19 protein-coding genes are annotated in these 20,322 nt (G+C 34.1%); 4 read left to right on the top strand and 15 right to left on the bottom strand.

Translation table 11 applies throughout. From position 1 onward, the window contains the following. The first annotated feature begins 33 nt into the window (after positions 1–33). Complete coding sequence (locus ITJ86_RS14595) at positions 34–1,110, top strand: serine hydrolase domain-containing protein (protein ID WP_195872394.1); 1,077 nt, start codon at positions 34–36, stop codon at positions 1,108–1,110. Here the strand turns inward: ITJ86_RS14595 and ITJ86_RS14590 are convergent. The 9 genes from ITJ86_RS14590 to ITJ86_RS14550 form a co-directional block, all read right to left on the bottom strand. Next, complete coding sequence (locus ITJ86_RS14590; RefSeq protein ID WP_195872393.1) at positions 1,107–2,783, bottom strand: amidase family protein; 1,677 nt, start codon at positions 2,781–2,783, stop codon at positions 1,107–1,109. The two genes, ITJ86_RS14595 and ITJ86_RS14590, sit on opposite strands and share 4 nt — an antisense overlap. A 177-nt stretch (positions 2,784–2,960) precedes the next feature. Then, a complete protein-coding gene (ftsY, locus tag ITJ86_RS14585; RefSeq protein ID WP_195872392.1) occupies positions 2,961–3,935 on the bottom strand; it encodes a signal recognition particle-docking protein FtsY in 975 nt (324 codons plus the stop codon). A 327-nt stretch (positions 3,936–4,262) separates the two neighbouring features. Then, positions 4,263–4,415, bottom strand: coding sequence for a DUF4295 domain-containing protein (locus ITJ86_RS14580; protein ID WP_195872391.1), 153 nt, complete (start codon positions 4,413–4,415; stop codon positions 4,263–4,265). A 9-nt stretch (positions 4,416–4,424) separates the two neighbouring features. Then, positions 4,425–4,607, bottom strand: coding sequence for a 50S ribosomal protein L33 (gene rpmG, locus ITJ86_RS14575; protein ID WP_195872390.1), 183 nt, complete (start codon positions 4,605–4,607; stop codon positions 4,425–4,427). Positions 4,608–4,634: 27 nt separating this feature from the next. Further along, positions 4,635–4,871 (bottom strand): 50S ribosomal protein L28, encoded by a 237-nt coding sequence (rpmB, locus tag ITJ86_RS14570; protein ID WP_195872389.1) that lies wholly within the window; start codon positions 4,869–4,871, stop codon positions 4,635–4,637. Positions 4,872–5,036: 165 nt separating this feature from the next. Further along, on the bottom strand, positions 5,037–6,284 hold the full coding sequence (locus ITJ86_RS14565; protein ID WP_195872388.1) for a competence/damage-inducible protein A: 1,248 nt from the start codon (positions 6,282–6,284) through the stop codon (positions 5,037–5,039). Between the two features lie 11 nt (positions 6,285–6,295). Beyond that, complete coding sequence (locus tag ITJ86_RS14560) at positions 6,296–6,637, bottom strand: Hpt domain-containing protein (RefSeq protein ID WP_195872387.1); 342 nt, start codon at positions 6,635–6,637, stop codon at positions 6,296–6,298. Beyond that, positions 6,638–7,249, bottom strand: a complete 612-nt coding sequence (locus tag ITJ86_RS14555) for a fumarylacetoacetate hydrolase family protein (RefSeq protein WP_195872386.1) — start codon at positions 7,247–7,249, stop codon at positions 6,638–6,640. 265 nt (positions 7,250–7,514) lie between these two features. Continuing rightward, a complete protein-coding gene (locus tag ITJ86_RS14550; RefSeq protein ID WP_195872385.1) occupies positions 7,515–8,291 on the bottom strand; it encodes a 3'-5' exonuclease in 777 nt (258 codons plus the stop codon). Positions 8,292–8,432: 141 nt separating this feature from the next. On the opposite strand from ITJ86_RS14550, the gene ITJ86_RS14545 reads away from it, so the two are divergent. Beyond that, the gene (locus ITJ86_RS14545; protein ID WP_195872384.1) at positions 8,433–9,521 is read left to right on the top strand and encodes an NADH:flavin oxidoreductase; all 1,089 of its coding nucleotides are present in this window, start codon (positions 8,433–8,435) and stop codon (positions 9,519–9,521) included. Positions 9,522–9,754: 233 nt separating this feature from the next. Here ITJ86_RS14545 and ITJ86_RS14540 read toward each other — a convergent pair whose 3' ends face one another. The 3 genes from ITJ86_RS14540 to recR all read right to left on the bottom strand — a co-directional run bounded on the left by ITJ86_RS14540 (position 9,755) and on the right by recR (position 12,967). Continuing rightward, a complete protein-coding gene (locus tag ITJ86_RS14540) occupies positions 9,755–11,164 on the bottom strand; it encodes a dihydrolipoamide acetyltransferase family protein (protein WP_195872412.1) in 1,410 nt (469 codons plus the stop codon). Positions 11,165–11,254: 90 nt separating this feature from the next. Further along, positions 11,255–12,349 (bottom strand): glycosyltransferase family 2 protein, encoded by a 1,095-nt coding sequence (locus ITJ86_RS14535; RefSeq protein ID WP_195872383.1) that lies wholly within the window; start codon positions 12,347–12,349, stop codon positions 11,255–11,257. Next, complete coding sequence (gene recR, locus ITJ86_RS14530; protein WP_195872382.1) at positions 12,350–12,967, bottom strand: recombination mediator RecR; 618 nt, start codon at positions 12,965–12,967, stop codon at positions 12,350–12,352. A gap of 169 nt (positions 12,968–13,136) precedes the next feature. Here recR and ITJ86_RS14525 point away from each other — a divergent pair, with 169 nt between their 5' ends. Beyond that, the gene (locus tag ITJ86_RS14525; protein ID WP_195872381.1) at positions 13,137–14,582 is read left to right on the top strand and encodes a sodium:solute symporter; all 1,446 of its coding nucleotides are present in this window, start codon (positions 13,137–13,139) and stop codon (positions 14,580–14,582) included. A 4-nt stretch (positions 14,583–14,586) separates the two neighbouring features. On the opposite strand, the gene ITJ86_RS14520 is transcribed toward ITJ86_RS14525, so the two are convergent. After that, a complete protein-coding gene (locus ITJ86_RS14520; protein WP_195872380.1) occupies positions 14,587–14,949 on the bottom strand; it encodes a CoA-binding protein in 363 nt (120 codons plus the stop codon). Positions 14,950–15,054: 105 nt separating this feature from the next. Here ITJ86_RS14520 and ITJ86_RS14515 point away from each other — a divergent pair, with 105 nt between their 5' ends. Then, positions 15,055–17,502, top strand: coding sequence for an outer membrane beta-barrel family protein (locus tag ITJ86_RS14515; protein WP_195872379.1), 2,448 nt, complete (start codon positions 15,055–15,057; stop codon positions 17,500–17,502). A gap of 382 nt (positions 17,503–17,884) precedes the next feature. On the opposite strand, the gene ITJ86_RS14510 is transcribed toward ITJ86_RS14515, so the two are convergent. Both ITJ86_RS14510 and ITJ86_RS14505 read right to left on the bottom strand, forming a co-directional pair. Then, positions 17,885–19,174: a metal-dependent hydrolase family protein gene (locus tag ITJ86_RS14510; RefSeq protein ID WP_195872378.1), complete on the bottom strand. Its 1,290-nt coding sequence runs from the start codon at positions 19,172–19,174 to the stop codon at positions 17,885–17,887. Between the two features lie 38 nt (positions 19,175–19,212). After that, on the bottom strand, positions 19,213–20,223 hold the full coding sequence (locus ITJ86_RS14505; protein WP_195872377.1) for a 3-oxoacyl-ACP synthase III family protein: 1,011 nt from the start codon (positions 20,221–20,223) through the stop codon (positions 19,213–19,215). Between the last annotated feature and the right edge of the window lie 99 nt (positions 20,224–20,322).

Raw genomic sequence — 20,322 nt, 5'->3', positions numbered from 1 at the left:
ACTATTTTTATAGTCTTATTAAAAAACCAAATCATGAAGCCTACCTATTTCTACCTTTTAATTTTAGGTCTTGTGTTTAGCTTTTCTTGTTCTACCGAAGATGACACAACTCCTAATGACCCAGAACCAGAAACTATTTATTTTCCACCTATAAATTCTGACACATGGGAAACTAAATCAATTTCAGATTTGAATTGGAATGAAGACCAACTTCAACCTTTGTTAGATTTTCTTGAAGAAAAAAACACGAAAAGCTTTATGATACTTCACGATGGCAAAATTGTTGAAGAACATTATTTTAATGGTCATACAAATTCAACCTCTTGGTATTGGGCAAGTGCCGGAAAAACTTTAACAACCGCAGTTACTGGTATTGCAGAAGACAATGACTTATTAGATATTGAAAATAAAGTTTCAGATTACTTGGGTACAGGTTGGACAAGTGCTCCTTTAGAAAAAGAGAACCTAATTACTTCTAAAAACTTATTATCTATGACCTCTGGTTTAGATGATACCTTAGGCGACGATGTTTCATCTGGTAATTTACAGTATGTAGCAGATGCAGGTAGTCGATGGGCATACCACAATGTCTATGTAAAATTACAAGATATTGTAGCTGAGGCTAGCAATAGTACTTGGAATGATTACTTTAACACCAATCTAAGAAATAAAATAGGAATGTCTGGAAGTTGGATAGATCTTGCTGGCTTAAGTGTTTATTTTAGTGATACAAGAAGCATGGCTAGATTTGGTTTATTAACGTATGCGAATGGTAAATGGGAAGATGACCAAATTGTTAGTGAAAACTATATAGCTGCTGCCACACACACATCTCAGAATGTTAATTTAGCTTATGGTTATATGTGGTGGTTAAATGGCAAACCGTCTTATCACCTACCTCAAAGTCAACTGGAATTTCCTGGAGCTCTTATTCCTGATGCTCCAAATGACATGTTTGCAGCTTTAGGTAAAAACGATCAGAAAATTTACGTAGTGCCTAGCAAAAAATTAGTAATTATTAGAATGGGACAAGCTGCTGACGATCATAATTTTGCACTGTCTAACTTTGATAATGAACTTTGGATTAAGATTAATGCATTGATTAATTAGTTATAATCTTTAGGCGCCACTCGTTCCTTTGTGGCTTCTTCATATAGAATTGCACAATCTATTAATAGTTTTTCTTGAAATGGCTCTGCAATAAAAGTTAATCCTTTTGGCACACCGCTTTCATCATATCCCATAGGAACGGTTAATGCAGGATATTCAGCTACAGCCGCAAAAGCTGCATGGTAATTATTGATTGACAAAAAGCCATCTAAATTAAAAGTACGCATAGGCACCGAGAAATACGCTTTACCATTTGTTTGTAAGGTGTCTTTTATACGTGCCAAGAATACGTCATCTCCTTTATCATTTGTAATACCCTCAAACAATTTCTGACCATAAGGCATAGTGTTCACAGAGTCTTTAAGATTAAACAATATAACATCGTTTACAGTTCTCAATGTAATAGCGGAGTCAGCGTAATTACTTAAATACGCAGGTAGATCCTTTTTCATGTCAATATTAAGTAATCTTATAAAATTAGGAAGTCCTAATTTCTCTTCTTCAATCTCAACAATTTCTGCACCTTGTTCTCTTAAAACTTTTATAGCTTGCTTGTACAATGAATCTTTTAATAAGCGTATAGGTGCACCAAAACGTTTGCCTTTTAGCGCGGACAAAGGTGGTTGGGTAAAGTAACCTTGCCATTTATCTAAACCAACAGATTTAGTATCTAATGTATCAAAGCTACTTATGGCATCGAGAACGATGCCTGCATCTCTTACAGATTTTGTGATTGGTCCTGCGGTATCTAAAGTAGATGAAATTGGAACAATACCAGTACGACTTACCAATCCTACAGTTGGTTTTAAACCTACAACTGAATTTTGACTGGCAGGAGATAAGATAGAACCTGCGGTTTCGCTTCCAATAGCAGCTGCACAAAAATTAGCAGCCACTGAGACACCACTTCCAGAACTAGAACCACCAGTATCTATAATACGCCTTCCATAGGGATTTAAAGTCTGTCCTCCTATTGCAGAATACCCACTTGGACAATCTCCACAGAAGTAATAGGCCCACTCGCTAAGATTAGCTTTACCTAAAATTAAGGCGTCCTTTGATTTTAATTGTTTTACGATGAAAGCATCCCCAGTAAAATTATCCTTTAAAGCCACAGCTCCTGCTGTAGTTGCCATATGAGAAGCATTAATATTGTCTTTTAATAAAATTGGCATTCCAAATATGGGATGCTTAGATCTTGTATCTAAAAATGCTTTATCTTTCAACTGTGATTGTGCTATTACATGTGGATTAATGGCAATAACAGAATTTAAGGCTAATGGATTTTCTCTATCAAATTTCCTGATTCGATATAAATAAAATTTAGTTAATTCTTCATAAGAAAATAGATTTCTAGTTCTACTTACTTGAAGCTCGGTGATGGATTTTTCTAGAATAAGAGGCTTTAATCGATTGTAGTCTTCTTCAGTAAAGTCTTCCATTTGCTGATTTATAGAACTCCAAATTGTTGCCTTACTTAAATATTTTGAATCTAATACTTTAAAATCTCTAAAATCTTCTGTGGAAATAGCGCTCAATTCAGATGATTTTTCAAACTCTAAAGTATCAGTTTTTATTTTTGAAGCTTCTGTCGCTGTTTGCGAATTGGAAGATTTTGAATATTTACATGAAACAATTAAACAGAAAATTAAAAAATAAAAGCTATTTCGCATGGGTAGTGTTTTTTATAAAAATACCAAAAAAACAAAGACAATGAATTTTACAAAGATATTTACAATTTCATCAAGTGGTCAAGCTAATAACGGAAAATTGGTATGTGAGCTTCCTAGAAGAAATATCACCTGTATAAAAATATAAATTAGAGTTTCTATTTTTTTTGTAAAAACTGACTATTTAAAAAAAGAATCCACAAACTCATATTTATTGAATACCTGAAGATCTTCAATACCTTCACCTACACCAATATATTTTACAGGAATTTGGAATTGATCGCTAATACCAATCACAACTCCACCTTTTGCTGTACCATCTAATTTGGTTACGGCTAATGAGGTCACTTCGGTAGCTGCAGTAAATTGCTTGGCTTGTTCAAACGCATTCTGACCTGTTGAGCCATCTAAAACCAATAAAACATCGTGAGGTGCATCTCCAATAACTTTTTGCATCACACGTTTTACTTTTGTCAGCTCGTTCATTAAGTTGACTTTATTATGCAAACGACCAGCTGTATCTATAATAATGACATCTGCATCTTGGTTGACTCCAGATTTTACAGCATCAAAAGCCACAGACGCCGGATCTGATCCCATTTTTTGTTTAATCATTGGAATTTCTACACGATCTGCCCAAACTTGTAATTGATCTATAGCCGCAGCTCTAAAAGTATCTGCAGCCCCAAGAACCACGTTTAAACCTTTCTTTTTAAACTGGTAAGCCAGTTTACCAATTGTTGTTGTTTTACCGACACCATTAACACCAACTACCATAAGTACATAAGGTGTTTTAGACCCATCAGCTTGTTTTGGTAATTCTGGAATGGTGTATTCGGTTTCTTCGCCAGATTTAGTTTCTGACAATAAGGCGGCAATTTCTTCTCTTAATATTTGATTAAGTTCAGATGTTCCTAAATATTTATCTTTAGCAACGCGTTCTTCAATGCGTTCTATAACTTTTAAAGTGGTATTGACACCAACATCGCTAGTGACCAATATTTCTTCAAGATTATCTAGAACGTCATCATCTACTTTAGATTTTCCGGCAACGGCTTTATTTAGTTTTGTAAAAAAAGACGTTTTGGATTTTTCTAATCCCTTGTCTAAGGTTTCTTTCTTTTCAGAAGAGAATATTTTTTTAAAAAAACTCATTTTGATCTTTGGTTGTTTATCGTTTAGGCATTAAGTCGTTTATACTTATTTATATTCTTCAAGTTTTCAAAACCTTTGTAGAAATTATAAGTCTATTACAAACTCAATACAACAATCTTGCCTTTAACAACTTAATGCTAAGTTGTCATGTATTGTCAAATATAATTGAATTTTTGTTTACTATAATTAAGTTCCTGCAATAACCGCCAGTTTTGTTCTACTAACTGATTTAATTCAGTTACGCTGTGACTTTTAAATCAAAGTATTCCAAAAAAAAACTGCTTTCATATGAAAGCAGTTTAGTTATAGCTGTAAAATAATTTCAGCTTATTTCTTATTAAAAAAGTCATTGACAAATTCTGGTGCCATTACTGATTCTACGAACATGTAAGCTCCAGTTTTTGGTGATTTCACCATTTTAATCGCTTTTGTCAAACGCTTTGATCCTGTCTGTAAAGACGCTACTGATTTCTTTGCCATGTTTCCTAATTATTTAATTTCTTTATGAACTGTCATACGCTTAAGGATAGGATTAAATTTCTTAATCTCCATACGCTCAGGTGTATTCTTCTTATTCTTCGTTGTAATATATCTTGAAGTTCCTGGTTTACCAGAAGTCTTGTGCTCTGTGCACTCTAAGATAACTTGTATTCTATTTCCTCTTTTTGCCATTGTAAATTGACTTAAGCGTTAACGCTATTATTTGTAAAATCCTTTTGCTTTAGCTTCTTTTAACATTGCATCGATACCAATTTTATTGATAGTCTTTAATGCAGATGCAGAAACTTTTAATGTTACCCACTTATCTTCTGAAGGAATGTAAAAACGCTTTTTAATCAAGTTTGCATCAAACTTGCGTTTCGTTTTATTCATAGCGTGAGAAACATTGTTTCCAACCATCGCTTTTTTCCCAGTAAGTTCACAAACTCTTGACATTGTTTTCTTTCTTTAGGTCTATAATTAATTCTCTGCTAATTTTTCTTGTTCTTTTTTTAAGGAATTCCCTTAATTACATCACAATAAAAATTGAATATCCGAACATGGATATTTTAAACAGGGTGCAAATTTAATAAAACTTTACATTTCAGCAAATATAAAAGTCTACTTTTTCAAAAAATATTTCTTTAACATTTCAAAAGCCTTATTTGTAGCCCTACCAATGACTTTTTCGCGATGATTCCCAAAGTTAAAAACTTCAGAATACACACGGTCTTTTGTGGCTATGGCAATCCAAACGGTTCCCACTTCTGCATCTGAATCACCTTTTGCTGGTCCTGCATTACCTGTTGTACTTATGGCATAATCTGTATCGAAAAGTGTTCTTACATTTTTTGCCATCGCTTCTGCGACCTGCTTACTAACGACAGAATGCGTATTGATATCCGCTTCAGAAACATTTAAAATTTTCACTTTAGTTGCTGTTGCATAAGTTACAACGCTACCTTTAAAGAAAGCTGAAGCTCCAGCATTTGCCGTTAAAGCTTCTGCGATTCTTCCGCCTGTGCAACTTTCCGCAATGGCTATAGTTTGTCCTGCTTCTGTTAGCTGTCTACCAATGACAGCTTCAATTGATTCGTCCTCCTCGTAGCCCACAAAAATATCTTCAATCTGTGGTAACAATAAATTTATTTGATTTTGGATTTCTGTCGCTAAGATAAATTTTTCTGCTGCTTTACCCGATAATCGCAATCGTACGCGCCCCAAACTTGGCAAATAAGCCAACTTTATAAAAACAGGTAAGTGATCTTCCCACTTTTCTATACGTTCTGCTAATGCACTTTCTCCTAAACCATAGGTTAAGATTGTTTTGTGCATTATATATGGAAATTTGAATTGTTCCCTTAACTTAGGAAGTACTTGCTCGGTTATTAAAGCTTTCATCTCATAAGGAACGCCTGGAAGCGACACAAACACTTTTCCATTTTTTTCCATCCACATGCCTGGTGCTGTTCCGTTATGGTTCATTAGCACTTGGGCTTTAGATGGTACTAAGGCTTGTTGTTTATTTACTTCTAATAGTGGTGATGAACTATATTTTGAAAATATCTGCTCTACATTCGCCAAAACAGATTTATCTTCTACTAAAGTATCATTGAAATATTCGCAAATAGTATGTTTGGTAATATCGTCTTTAGTTGGCCCTAATCCTCCAGTAATAATAATGATATCTGCATTTTCTTCGGCTTCTTTTAAAGCTTTAAGAATATGCGATTTTTCATCTTGTACAGAGGTAATCTGATAGATTGAAATGCCATACTTATTAAGTTCCTTACCAAGAAAAGCAGAATTTGTATCTACAATCTGCCCAATGAGAATCTCATCTCCGATAGTTATAATTTCAGCTTGCATTTCTAAATTGTTTAAAGTCCGAAATCGGCTTTAATTTCAGCTACAGCGTTATCAACTGCAGTTAACACTGTTGTCAATTGTTCGTCTACGTTTTTGTCTGTTTGTTCAAACTTTCCCCAATCTTGTACTTCAATTAATGTATCTAGTACACCGAGTTCAAATAAATCCACAGTGGGTTTCATTTTATGTGCGGCTTGGTAAACTTCTTTATAGTTTTTAGCTGGTACTGCTGTTCTAAGACGCTCAGCATCCTCTGGCACTTCTTCTAAAAAGGCGGCTGCTAATGCTGCAACGAAATCTTCGTCGTTATCAGCCATTTCTCGTACACGGTGTAATTTATAATGTTGTGACATTTACTTAATTTTTATTGAAAACATTTCTTCGTTTTCAAGATAACCTTTTAATTGATCTTCAGCAAAAACTTTCCCTACTCCTGCTGGAGTGCCTGTAAATATAATATCTCCAATTTTTAAAGTAAAATATTTAGACACATATTCTATGATCTCATCGATTTTCCAGAGCATTAACTCTGTATTTCCGTTTTGAACAATCGCATCATTTTTCTTTAAACTGAAGTTAATATTGTCTATACTTTGAAATCTTGTTTTTGGCAACCACTTCCCAACGACAGCAGCACCATCAAAGGCTTTGGCTTTTTCCCAAGGTAAGCCTTTTGCTTTTAATTGCGCCTGAAGGTCTCGTGCTGTAAAATCGATACCGAGTCCTATTTCATCATAATATTTATGTGCAAACTTTCTGTCTATATATTTTCCAACTTTATTGATTTTTACCAAAACCTCAACTTCGTAATGGACATCATCAGAAAAATCTGGAATAAAAAACGGCTGTTTCTTCAACAAAATTGACGTATCTGGTTTTAAAAACACGACAGGATCTGTTGGTTTTTCGTTTTCGAGTTCTTTTATGTGGTCGGTGTAATTGCGACCTATGCAGATTAGTTTCATATTTCTGTCATTCCTGCGAAGGCAGGAATCTTATTAATTTTAACTCTATTTTTCTTATTTTAACTTCTCTCTTGAGAACTGTTCCACTGAGATTCACTGAGTTCACACGAAGATGCACAGAGAAAGAGGTGGAAATTTCATATTTTGTTTTTCTTTTTTTTCTCTCACAACAGCGCAAAACCTACTCTACAGGAAATTAGTGTATTAATTAATTCCTCGAAACTTTGCGACTCTGCGACTTTGCGACTTTGCGCGGCATTAATTATTAATCAAGCTTATTATTAAACTGACGCAACTTAATCGCTGTCAAAACTTTCTTGGTGTAAAGTGGAAAATCAGCATTTAACAACCAACCAAAATAACCAGGTTCTTTTTCTAAAACATCTAGTACACGTTTTCCTTTATGCTTTCCGAATGAAAAACACTCTTCCCCTTCTTTATTAAAAACTAAGAAGCCAGCAAAATCAGCAAACTTTTTACGTGAGCTAAACTCTGCTAAAAACTTAGTATCGTTTTCTAAATTCTCGTAACGATCTAATTGTGCTTTTAAAACTTCGTAAGTAGCTTTTGTATCCGCTTCCGCACTATGTGCATCCTCCAAGTTTTTATTACAGTAGAATTTGTATGCCGCAACCAATGTACGTTGTTCCATTTTATGAAAAATAGTTTGCACATCGACAGATTGCGTATTCTTCATATCAAAATCAACTTCTGCTCTTAACAATTCCTCAGCTAATAACGGAATATCGAAACGATTAGAATTAAATCCACCTAAATCTGAATCTTTAATAAGGTTATAAATTTCCTTAGACAATTCCTTAAATGTTGGTTTGTCTGCAACATCAGCATCTGAAATGCCATGAATAGCTGTGACTTCAGCAGGTATTGGCATTTCAGGATTTACAACCCATGTTTTAGCAACTTCCTTTCCATCTGGAAACACTTTAAGAATGGAAATTTCCACGATTCTATCTTTAGAGATATTGATTCCTGTGGTTTCTAAATCGAAAAAACAGATAGGTTTACTGAGATTGAGTTGCATGAATAATTGTTTTTTACAAAGGTAATTAGATTCTTTTAAACTGACCTGCTAGGCATAAGAAACCTTTGCAGAGCTATTTGACTTATAATTTTATAATCTTAAATTATTAACCGAAATTCGCATGAATATCAAATTTTAATCATGACTAAAAACCCTAAAGACAGCATTGCTTTTTCTTCTGGAGCAACACTAAAAAACCGTTTTATGTTAGCTCCATTGACCAATGAGCAAAGTCATGATGATGGGCAACTTTCTGACGACGAATTTCATTGGCTTACCATGCGTGCCAAAGGTCAGTTTGGATTAGTAATGACTTGTGCTTCGCATGTGCAAGAAATTGGAAAAGGATTTTCAGGACAGTTAGGTATATTTTCGGATGATTTAATTGAAGGCCATACCAAACTCGCTAATGCCATAAAAGCTGAAGGCAGTTTAGCTGTTATTCAATTGCATCATGCAGGCATGCGTTCTCCAAAAGACGTTATAATGCAAAAAGCCGTCTGTCCTTCGGATAGCAAAAAGCACAATGCTAGAGCTTTAACTTTAGAAGAAATAATTCAACTTAAGGACGACTTCATAAACGCTGCTTTAAGAGCAAAACGTTGTGGTTATGATGGTGTTGAAGTTCATGGCGCTCATGGTTATATTTTAACGCAATTTTTAAGCTCAGACATAAATAAACGAAACGACGATTATGGTGGATCCCTTGAAAATCGCTCAAGACTATTATTCGAAATTGTAACTGAAATCAGAAACCAGTGTGGCCCAGCGTTTTTATTGGGAGTTAGGTTATCACCCGAAAGGTTTGGTATGAAATTATCTGAAATAAAATTGATTTCTCAACAACTGATTGACAGCTACGTAATTGATTTTTTAGATCTATCACTTTGGGATTGTTTTAAAACACCAGAAGAATACCCAGAAAGTCAAAAGAATTTATTAGAACATATATTAGAGCTCGATTATAAAAATGTAAAACTCACAGTTGCCGGTAAAATAAGCACAGGTACCGACGTAAAAAAGGTATTAGACTCAGGAGTTGATTTTGTTACGGTTGGACGTTCTGGTATTTTGCATCATGATTTTCCAAAACAGGTTATTGAGAATCCTAATTTTATTCCCATTAAAACACCTGTTAGTGAAAGTTATTTGAGAGCCGAAGGTTTGAGCACTAAGTTTATTGATTATATGCGACGTTGGGATGGCTTTGTTGAAACACGAGAACTATAAACAGCCATATATTCCTTATAGACACAAAAAAAGCACCGTTTTAAAACGGTGCTTTTCATTTTTTCTATATTATAGTTTCTACGTTATAACGTACAAAACAAGTTTTACGAGATAGTAAATTACAAGAGAAACAATTGAAATAAGAATAATTCCACCGACCCAATACAATACAACTTCTCCTGCTTTAATAAGTTTGGATTTCGTTTTATTAGTAATTGGCGTTTTTGGTGTCATTATATTTCTCTATCCATGTCCCAACCTTCTAAATAATCTTTAACCGCTTTTACAAACTGTCCACCAAGTGCTCCGTTAACGACTCTATGATCGTACGAGTGCGATAAGTACATTTTAAAACGAATACCAATATAATCTCCTTCTGGCCCTTCAATAACTGCAGGTGTTTTTCTGATTGCACCTAAGGCTAAAATACCAACTTGTGGTTGATTTATAATTGGTGTACCCATAATGCTACCAAAGGTACCAACGTTAGTTACGGTATATGTTCCACCTTGTATATCATCTGGACTTAATTTATTTTCTCTTGCTCTTCCAGCTAAATCGTTTACACGTTTTACCATTCCGTATAAATTTAACTGATCTGCATTTTTAATCACAGGAACAATTAAATTTCCATCTGGTAAAGCTGCCGCCATACCAACGTTAATCGCTTTCTTTTTAATGATTTTATCTCCTTGAACGGAAATATTCATCATTGGAAACTCTTTTAAAGCCTTAGTTACAGCTTCCATAAAAATTGGAGTGAAGGTTAAGTTTTCACCTTCTCGTTTAATAAAGTCGTTTTTCACTTTCTTTCTCCAATTCCAGATATTCGTTACATCAGCTTCTATAAACGATTGAACGTGTGCAGAAGTCTGAACAGAATCGACCATATATTTTGAAATGAGTTTCCCCATTCTGGTCATTTCTATAATCTCATCTCCTCCCGAAACTTCAATTGACTTTGCAGCAGACTTATCTTCTTTAGGCTTGTCTTTTGCTGGAGCAACAACCGCTTTCGGTGCTTCTATTGAGTTTTCACGGCGCTCAGTATCTAATGTTTTAGTGTCTTCAGATTTTGTAGCTGAAACAGGTTCTGATTTTTGAGCAGGACTTGGTGCAGAACTACGCGATTCTAAATACGCTTTGATATCATTTTTAGTAACGCGGTTGTCTTTACCTGTTCCTGAAATGCTATCTAAATCTGCTTGAGATATTCCTTCTTGTTTCGCTATATTTTTTACTAATGGAGAATAAAATCGATCTTCTGTAGACACTACAGGCTCAACAGATTCTTTTGCTGCCACAACAGTTTGCGCAACTTCTGCTACTACTTTTGGAGCCGCAGGCTCAGCAACAGGCTCTGCTTCTGCAGCAGGTGCTTTTACCTCAACGGTTTCACCACCTTCTGTTTCTATTACTGCTATTGTTTGTCCGACTTGCACAACATCATCAACTTCGAATAGTTTTTCAACTAAAACACCATCGACTTCACTCGGCACTTCACTATCTACTTTATCCGTCGCTATTTCTAAAACAGCTTCATCTGCTTCAATAGTATCTCCAACATCTTTAAGCCATGAGGTTATGGTTGCTTCCGCAACACTCTCTCCCATCTTAGGTAACTTAAGTTCAAACTTTGCCATATCTATAATTTGTAGGTCGTTATTTGCTAATCGCATGCAAAATTACTAAAAAAATCGCTGTTTTACTGATTTTTATTCAATAAATACATACTAAAAATGAAGCACTTCGCCTCTATTGGTAGCACTATCACTTCCGATGATAAATTTACTGTTTTTTAAAAGAAATCTAAAGACAATATTTTCTTGCTTCGATTTTTGTTTCATATCTGCCATTACAATCGACGCTTTTAGCAGTTCAAAATCGTACACAATCATACTATTAGATTCAACATTACCTTGTATTGTAGCTTCACTTTGCAAAGGTTTTGGCAATTGTTCCACTGTATCAAAATCGTTTGAATACAAATAACACTTATTCAAGGTTACATCTTCGTCTTCAGGATTCTTTCGCATAAACTGTGCTATTTTAATTCCTATCCAAACTACAGCATTAAATATTAGATTCTGTTTAAAATGTTTTTTATAAAATATCTGCATGGCTCCATAAAAGCGCTTCGCGTATTTAGAATCTTTTAAAGTGCTTTCACCCTTATAATGAATCACTGTGGTGTTTCCAAAATAGAAGTTATAATAACCTGCTTTTACAATTTTATAAGACAAATCAATATCTTCTCCATACATAAAATAGTCTTCATCGAAGCCGCCAACAGCTTCGTAAACTTCCTTTTTTAGCCACATAAAAGCACCAACCAAAACATCTACTTTTCCGGTGTCTTCAGAACTGAGATGATTGGCATAATAATCATTTGTGCTACCAAGTACTTTTTTTAGAGATACTTTTGGTGTTGGAATGTTGCGTTTGCTTTCTGGCAAAAATTTGCCTTTTCCATCGATAAGTTGACAACCTACAATACCCAAATTTTCTTTAGAATCTGTAAATTTAATTAGTTTGGTAAATGTATCTTCGGCCACTACCGTATCTGGATTTAGGATACACAAATAGTCTCCTTTAGCTTTAGCCACACCAATATTATTTCCTTTTGAAAAGCCTAAATTCTCTTTGTTTTCTATCAATTTTACAGCAGGAAATAATTGCTTTACCATATCGCAACTATCATCTGGTGAATTATTATCTATGACAATAATTTCAGCATCAATATTAGCAATGGCAGCTTCAACGCTTTTTAGACATAACTCTAAAAAGTAACGCACATTATAATTGAGTATGATGACGGATAATTTCATCTAAGATTTTAAAGAGGCTTCAAAAGGTACACGATCTAAAATACTACGGCCTAAGGTAATTTCGTCTGTATATTCTAATTCGTTACCAGCTGCAACTCCTCTTGCAATGGTAGATGTTGCAACGTTATAATCTTGTATTTGCCTGAAGATATAAAAATTTGTTGTATCACCTTCCATTGTCGGACTCATAGCAAAAATTAACTCTTTTACGTCGCCTGATTTTACTTTTTCGATTAATGAAGAAATATTCAAATCTTGAGGACCTATACCATCCATTGGAGATATTTTTCCACCTAAAACATGATATAAGCCTTTAAAGGAACTGGTGTTTTCTACAGCCATAACGTCTCTGATATCTTCAACGACACAGATTAATTCACTGTTACGATTTGGGTTTGAACATATTTCACACAAAACAGTATCACTAATATTATGGCACGATTTACAAAAATTAATATCGCGTCGCACCTTAGACAAAGCTTCAGCTAATTGAAACGTTTGATTTTCTGGTTGTCGCAACATATGTAACACCAATCGCAATGCTGTACGCTTACCAATACCTGGTAATTGCGACATCTCATTGACTGCGTTCTCTAATAGTTTTGATGAAAATTCCATGTGTGCGAAGGTAAAGATTTTTAAAGACAAAAAGATAGATGTTTTTAAAGTCTATTTGACGTTTAACTTTAAAGGAATTAAATAAGTTTTTCATAATTATTTTGACTTTAAGCCTCTCCTTTTTTTCAAATACACTATTTTTCGATAATATTTCTAAAACAAAAATATCATGTCGCCAACGGCAATACTATTATTAATTGTATGTTACTTCGGATTGCTTATTCTAATCTCCTATTTCACTGGAAAAGAAGATTCTAATGCTGCTTTTTTTAAAGCGAATAAATCGGCGCCTTGGTATTTAGTGGCTTTCGGAATGATTGGAGCGTCGCTATCTGGAGTTACTTTTATATCAGTTCCTGGTGCTATTGAAGCTAAACAGTTTGGGTATTTACAAGTGGTTTTTGGATACTTTTTTGGGTATTTGATTATCGCCTATGTATTATTACCACTGTATTATAGATTAAACCTAACCTCAATTTACACGTATTTGCGTGATCGCTTTGGAATTATTAGTTATAAAACTGGTTCTGTCGCTTTTCTTATTTCTAGAACTGTTGGTGCAGCATTTAGATTGTTTTTAGTTGCTAAAGTATTACAACTTTTAGTTTTTGACCTCTTTGATATTCCATTTGCCATAACCGTAATAATTACCATTGCCTTAATTTGGCTATATACCTTTAAAGGCGGTATTAAAACCATTATTTTTACAGATACACTTCAGACTTTATTTATGTTAATTTCTGTGGTTGTAACCATTGTGTTTTTAGCATCAGCTTTAGATTTAAATAGCATAGGAGACATTATAACCTACACAAAGGAAAGCCACCTAAGTAAAGTTTTCTTTTTTGATGATGGGAATGATTCTCAGTATTTCTGGAAAAGCTTTTTATCTGGAATTTTCATCACTATTACCATGACCGGTTTAGACCAAGACATGATGCAAAAAAACCTAACCTGTCGCAATTTAAAAGACGCTCAGAAGAACATGGTAACGTTTAGTATTGTTTTAATTTTTGTAAACATACTGTTCTTAGTTCTTGGATTAATGCTAACACAATATGCTGCTGCAAATGGCATTACAGCGACTAAAGATGATTTATTCCCAACCATTGCCATGCTTCCAGAAATTGGCATTATTACCTCAGCATTCTTTTTACTAGGTCTTATTGCTGCCGCTTATTCTAGTGCAGATTCTGCTTTAACGTCCTTAACCACATCGTTCTGTTTCGATATTATGGATATTGAAAACAAACCAGAAATTAAAAGAAAAAGCTTAAGAAAACGTGTACATATAGGATTTAGTGTGGTACTCGTTTTGGTTATCTTATTGTTCGATATCATATTTACAGATGTCTCTGTAATTTGGGAACTCTTTAAAGCTGCAGGTTATACGTATGGTCCATTATTAGGATTGTTTGCCTTTGGCTTAATGACAAAGTTTCAAATTAAAGATAAATTGGTATGGATAATTGCCATTGCTGCTCCATTGGTATCCTATACTTTAAATTTATATTCAAAAGAATTATTTAACGGTCACGAAATAGGATTCGAAATACTAATTTATAATGGCCTCTTAATGTTTTTAGGTTTGCTTTTTATAAAGAAGAAAGCTTAGTATTTCAATATTGACCTGTGCTTAATAACACTAAAGTGCAAGCCACTTCATAATCAATATTTTGCTGTGCTAAAACATTATAAAATTCTGGATTTTCCGTACCAGGATTAAAAATAATACGCTTAGGATTTAAACCAATGATATAATCATAATACGGTTTTTGACGTTGCGGATTAAGATACAATGTTACAGTGTCTATTCCTTTATACGGCATTAATTCTGTGTCTATAGTGACATCTTCAACTTTTCCTGTTTTTAAACCAATAGCTTTCACTTGGTGATTGTAACTACGTAATCGTTTTATAGCAATGTTAGAATAACGTTCAGGTTTTAACGATGCTCCGATAACTAATGTTGTTTTATTCATAATGTTAAAATAGTGTTAAGTAAAATATTAACAGTAACATACTATAAATATAGTCGTCTACTATATAACAAACTGTTAAATCAATCAAAAACAAACCAATTAAAAATGAAACAATTCTTATTACTACTTCTTATGGTCTCATCAACCATAATAAGTGCGCAACCCAACTCCAATTCTGATATTAAAAACGGTTCTGTCTCAGGACGTGTTATTGATGCTCAGTTAAACGAGCCATTACCTTACGTAAATATCGTCATTAAAGATATGGCGAATAAAATAATTACAGGAGGTATTACGAATGATGACGGCACCTTTGAAATTCAAAATATTCCTGAAGGAAAAGTTATCGTTTCAATCCAATTCGTCGGTTTTAAAACGGTAGATAAAAACGTCACTATTGGCAAAGGCAACTACAATCCAAACCTTGGAGATATAAATCTCGAAGAAGAATCTACAGGCTTAGATGAAGTAACTGTAGTTGCAGATGTTTCTACCATTCAGCAACGCGTCGATAGAAAAGTAATTACCATTGGTAAAGATTTACAAACCGCTGGAGCAACCGCAAGCGAGATTATGAATAACTTACCGTCGGTGAGTGTAGATCAACAATCTGGATCTATTAGTTTACGTGGCAACCAGAATGTTCGTGTAATGGTAGATGGTAAAATATCTAATATTCCGGCAGAGCAATTGCTAAAACAGATTCCTTCAACCTCTATAAAAAGTATTGAGTTAATTACCAATCCTTCAGCGAAATATAATCCTGAAGGCATGAGTGGCATCATAAATATTGTACTTCACAAAAACACGCAATTAGGCTTTAATGGAAACATTAATGTTGGATTAGCGTATGATATTGAACCTAAATTCAATAGCTCTATCGATGCCAATTATAGAAACGGAAAGCTTAATTTTTACGGTTCTTACGGCAATAACATTCGAAAAAATGCAAATGATGGTGGCTTCACTAGAGTTGACCAACAAATTCAACAAAATTTCGACATTTTAAACAATAACAAATCGCACTTATTTAAAGTTGGTTTAGACTATTACTTAGATGATAAAAACACCATATCCGTTTTCACCAATCTTAACACGTTTACTGGTAAGCCTATTGTAAATTCTGAAATCTTATATCTAGACAATCCAAGCCTAAATGAGTCGCAATTTATGACAGGAGAATCAGAGAATGATTCTCAACAGTACAATTTTAATTACAAACACGATTTTAATGAAGAAGGTCATAATATAGAACTCGAAGTTGACTATAATACGTATGAAGGGATTAGTGACACCAACAATATTTTTTACAGTTCTCAACGTCCAAATTTTATTGAAGATACTGATACAGATAGAAATAGTACGACTATCAACTTAGATTATGTAAATCCATTAACCGAAACCACCAAATTAGAATTAGGTTTAGAAGCCCGTTTATTTGATACTAGCATATTTTATGAATCAGATCGTCGCGAACAAAATCAATTTGGTGATTATATTCCAACAACCACACAGTTTGATTATGCAAGAGATATTTATTCTGCGTATGCAACGTATGGCAATAAAATAGAAAAATGGAGTTACCAAGTTGGTGTTAGAGCCGAAACAGTAAAAGTAAATTCTGATGCTTTTAAGCAAGATTTGGAATCAAATGAAGACTTAAATATTCCGTTTGAAAATGATTATTTTCAATTATATCCTTCTGCCTTTTTAACCTATACTCCTTCGGAAAAAAACTCGTATCAATTTAGTTATAGCAGACGAATAGATCGCCCTGGAATTGGACAAGTCAACCCATTACCAGAATGGAGTACTCCTTTAATTTCTCAGTTTGGAAACCAAGAATTACGACCTCAATTCACTAATTCTATTGAAACTAATTATACCAGACAATTTGAAAAGGGAAGCGTGACAGCTGGTGTATTTTATAGACTAATTGAAGACGAAATACAACAAGCTATTCTCATAGATCGTACAGACATTAATCGTTTAATTATGACGAATATGAATTTTGACAACAGCACCTCTTATGGTGTGGAAGTCTCTTCAAGTTACCGTCCAACAAAATGGTGGAGTGTTAATGCGAGTTTCGATTTGTTTTCACAAACTCAAAAAAGTCTCGCAGAATCATTTGACAGCAATCAAGACATTGTTTTAAATACTGTTGAAGTCGATAACGTTGCATGGAGTGCACGAGCTTTCAACAACTTTAAAGTCAGTAAGAGTTTAAGTTTTTCTGCCTTTGGAATGTATCGAGGAAAAAATAAAAACATTCAATTTGAAATGAAAGATATGCTCATGGTCAACTTAGGCATGCGTTACAGTTTTCTTGAAGATAATAGAGCAAGCTTTAGCTTAAGTTATAACGATATATTCAATACGATGTACGCACAGTTTGAAAGCGAAAGACCTTATGCACAATTCGGACGTTTTAACTGGGAAAGTCAACAAATATCAGCAAATTTATCGTATCGTTTTGGAGGTGGAAAATATAGAGCTAAGTCTCGTAAGCAACGTGATAATGACGTAAAAGAAGGTGGAGGGATGTTTTAAGTTTAGATTATAGACCGCTTCGCTTTAAGATCCAAGAAACAAGACTGAATATTAATTAGTCTACAAATCTTAAAACGATTTATAAACAAACAATATCCAACATAACTTGCTGATAGTTATAAAAAATAACAAACCGTAATATCAAGAAAACCCGAAATTTACGTTTCGGGTTTTCTGTTAAATACACGTTAAATATAACATCTCATGAAATAAAATAGAACTTCTTACGTCTATAGGTATAATAAGTTTTAAGTAATATTTATTGTAAATTAATTTTTACATTAGTGTTAGTTAAGTTGGTTAATAGCTGAAAAGCCCAAACGATTAATTGTTTGGGCTTTTTTTATTTGATTAGAAGATTGAAAAATGTAACTTATTTTAGTCAATCAGTATAGACCTGTCCATCTTTCATTACAAATTCAACGTGTTCAACTGTATTAATGAAATCAGTTTCTATAGACCCTTTAACGGCAATAATATCTGCTTTTGCATTCGATTTAATAACACCAATATCGTTCGCCATATTTAAATTAAGGGCTGAGATGTACGTAGCGGATTGTAAAATATCTAAAGGAGACATACCAGCTTCAAAATATGCACGAAACATATCTCGCGACGATTCACCTCGAGTTCCACCAATAGCTGTATAGTTATCAGAACCTGCGACTATAGTCACTCCTTTTTGTATTGCTCTAGTAAGTCTGCTCTTCATCATTTGCATATAATTATCAACCCAATCTAAATCCTCTTCCTCATAACCAGCAAGCTTACCGTAGATGTTCATATAGGTTCTACTATTTTCAGTAGGCACCAAAAAGACCTTTTTTTCAGCCATTAAAGTTAAAGTTGAATCGGCTAATCTAAAACCATGTTCAATACCATTGACACCTGCTTGTACAGCATTCCACGCCGATTGATTAGTAATAGAATGTGCTACCACACTAAGATCATAAGAATTTGCTGTTTCTACAATAGCTTTCATTTCAGCTATGGATAGATGTGTATTATTCGGAATATTGTCTGCACAAATTTTAATAAGATCTACATTTTGATTCTTGTGCTCTCTAACTGCTAGTTTAGCATCTTCTACTCCATTGATAATTCGGTATTCTAAATCTATAAGGTCTTGATGTTTTGGAGATACTCCATAAATTTGTCCGCCAGTTGCAGCCAAAATAGGTCCTGAAGCGAAAATGCGAGGGCCTTCAATAGTGCCTTCGTTTATTGCATCTCGCAAGGCAACATCTAAGAACAACCCTGAATTACCAAGATCCTTTACACTAGTAATACCAACATCTAAATATGATTTTGCTCTTTTTGCGCCTCGTAGTGTTCTTAAGGCATCACTTTCCATAGTTAGAGAATGAATACTATGTTCGGAAAAATCTTCCGTGGCATCTTGCGAAAAAAGCACATGTGTATGCGCATCAATTAGTCCTGGAAGAACTGTATATTCCGTTAAATCTATAATATCAGCATTTTCTGGTATAGAATTAAAAGCTCCAACCGATTGTATGGTATTGCCTTTAACATGAATGACTCTATTCTTTATTAATACATTTTGTTCGCTGTCGTATAAAAGTCCAGCTTTAATGTAGATATCATTTTGTTGCGCGAATGTACTTGATTGCGAACAAATGAATACGAGTAATAAAGCGAATAATTTGTACATGCTAAATATATAAGATCTCTTTTTTCAAAGGGATTTGTTTACCATTTCATAATCACACTTCCCCAAGTAAACCCACTACCAAAAGCAGCCAATACAACCGTATCTCCCTCTTTTATTTTTCCTTCTTCCCAAGCTTCAGTTAATGCAATTGGAATAGAAGCTGCAGTTGTATTTCCGTATTTCTGAATATTATTAAATACTTGGTCATTACTCAACTTAAACTTCTTTTGTACAAACTGTGCAATACGTAAGTTTGCCTGGTGTGGAATTAACATGTCAATATCATCGACAGCTAATTTGTTTTTCATAAGGCCTTCCATAATTACTTCACTAAAACGAACCACCGCATTTTTAAATACAAACTGACCATTCATATGTGGAAAATAACTTTCGTCATTAGGGTCATTATCGGCCAAAATATCATCAACCCAACGCTTTCCCATTCCCGGAGCTACCAACACCAATTCTTCAGCGTGTTCTCCTTGCGAATGTAAATGTGTGGATAAAATACCTTTACTATTATCTTCTTCTCTAGTTAAAACTGCAGCTCCTGCACCATCACCAAATATTACAGATACTCCACGACCTCTCGTCGTTTTATCTAAACCAAAAGAATGTAATTCACTTCCGATGACTAAGATATTTTTATACATCCCTGTTTTAATAAAGTTATCAGCAACAGACATCGCATAGACAAATCCAGAACATTGGTTACGAACATCAAGTGCACCAACCGTCTTTATATCTAAAGCATGTTGAACTTGAACTCCCGGACCAGGAAAATACATATCTGGACTTAAGGTGGCGAAAATGATAAAATCGATATCATCTTTATCTAATCCAGAACGTTCAATGGCAACTTTAGCGGCTTTTACGCCCATCGTTGCCGTTGTATCACCACTACCCTTTTCTACCCAACGACGTTCTTTTATGCCTGTACGTTCTTGTATCCACTCGTCATTAGTATCCATAATTTTGGATAAATCATCGTTGGTTACAACATTATCTGGCACGTATTTGCCTAAGCCTATTATTTTTGAATTGTACATCTAAAGTTTATTTTTTTACTATAATCTTAGTTACCTAATTAGAGTTTTAAATATACACAAATTTATGATTTTTAAACTGTAACTCAATCTATCCATATA

The organism is Winogradskyella marina (assembly GCF_015645385.1).
GTDB classification, from domain to species: Bacteria; Bacteroidota; Bacteroidia; order Flavobacteriales; family Flavobacteriaceae; genus Winogradskyella; species Winogradskyella marina.
Note: the sequence above shows the minus strand (reverse complement) of the source record. Positions and strands in the feature narration are given on the sequence as shown.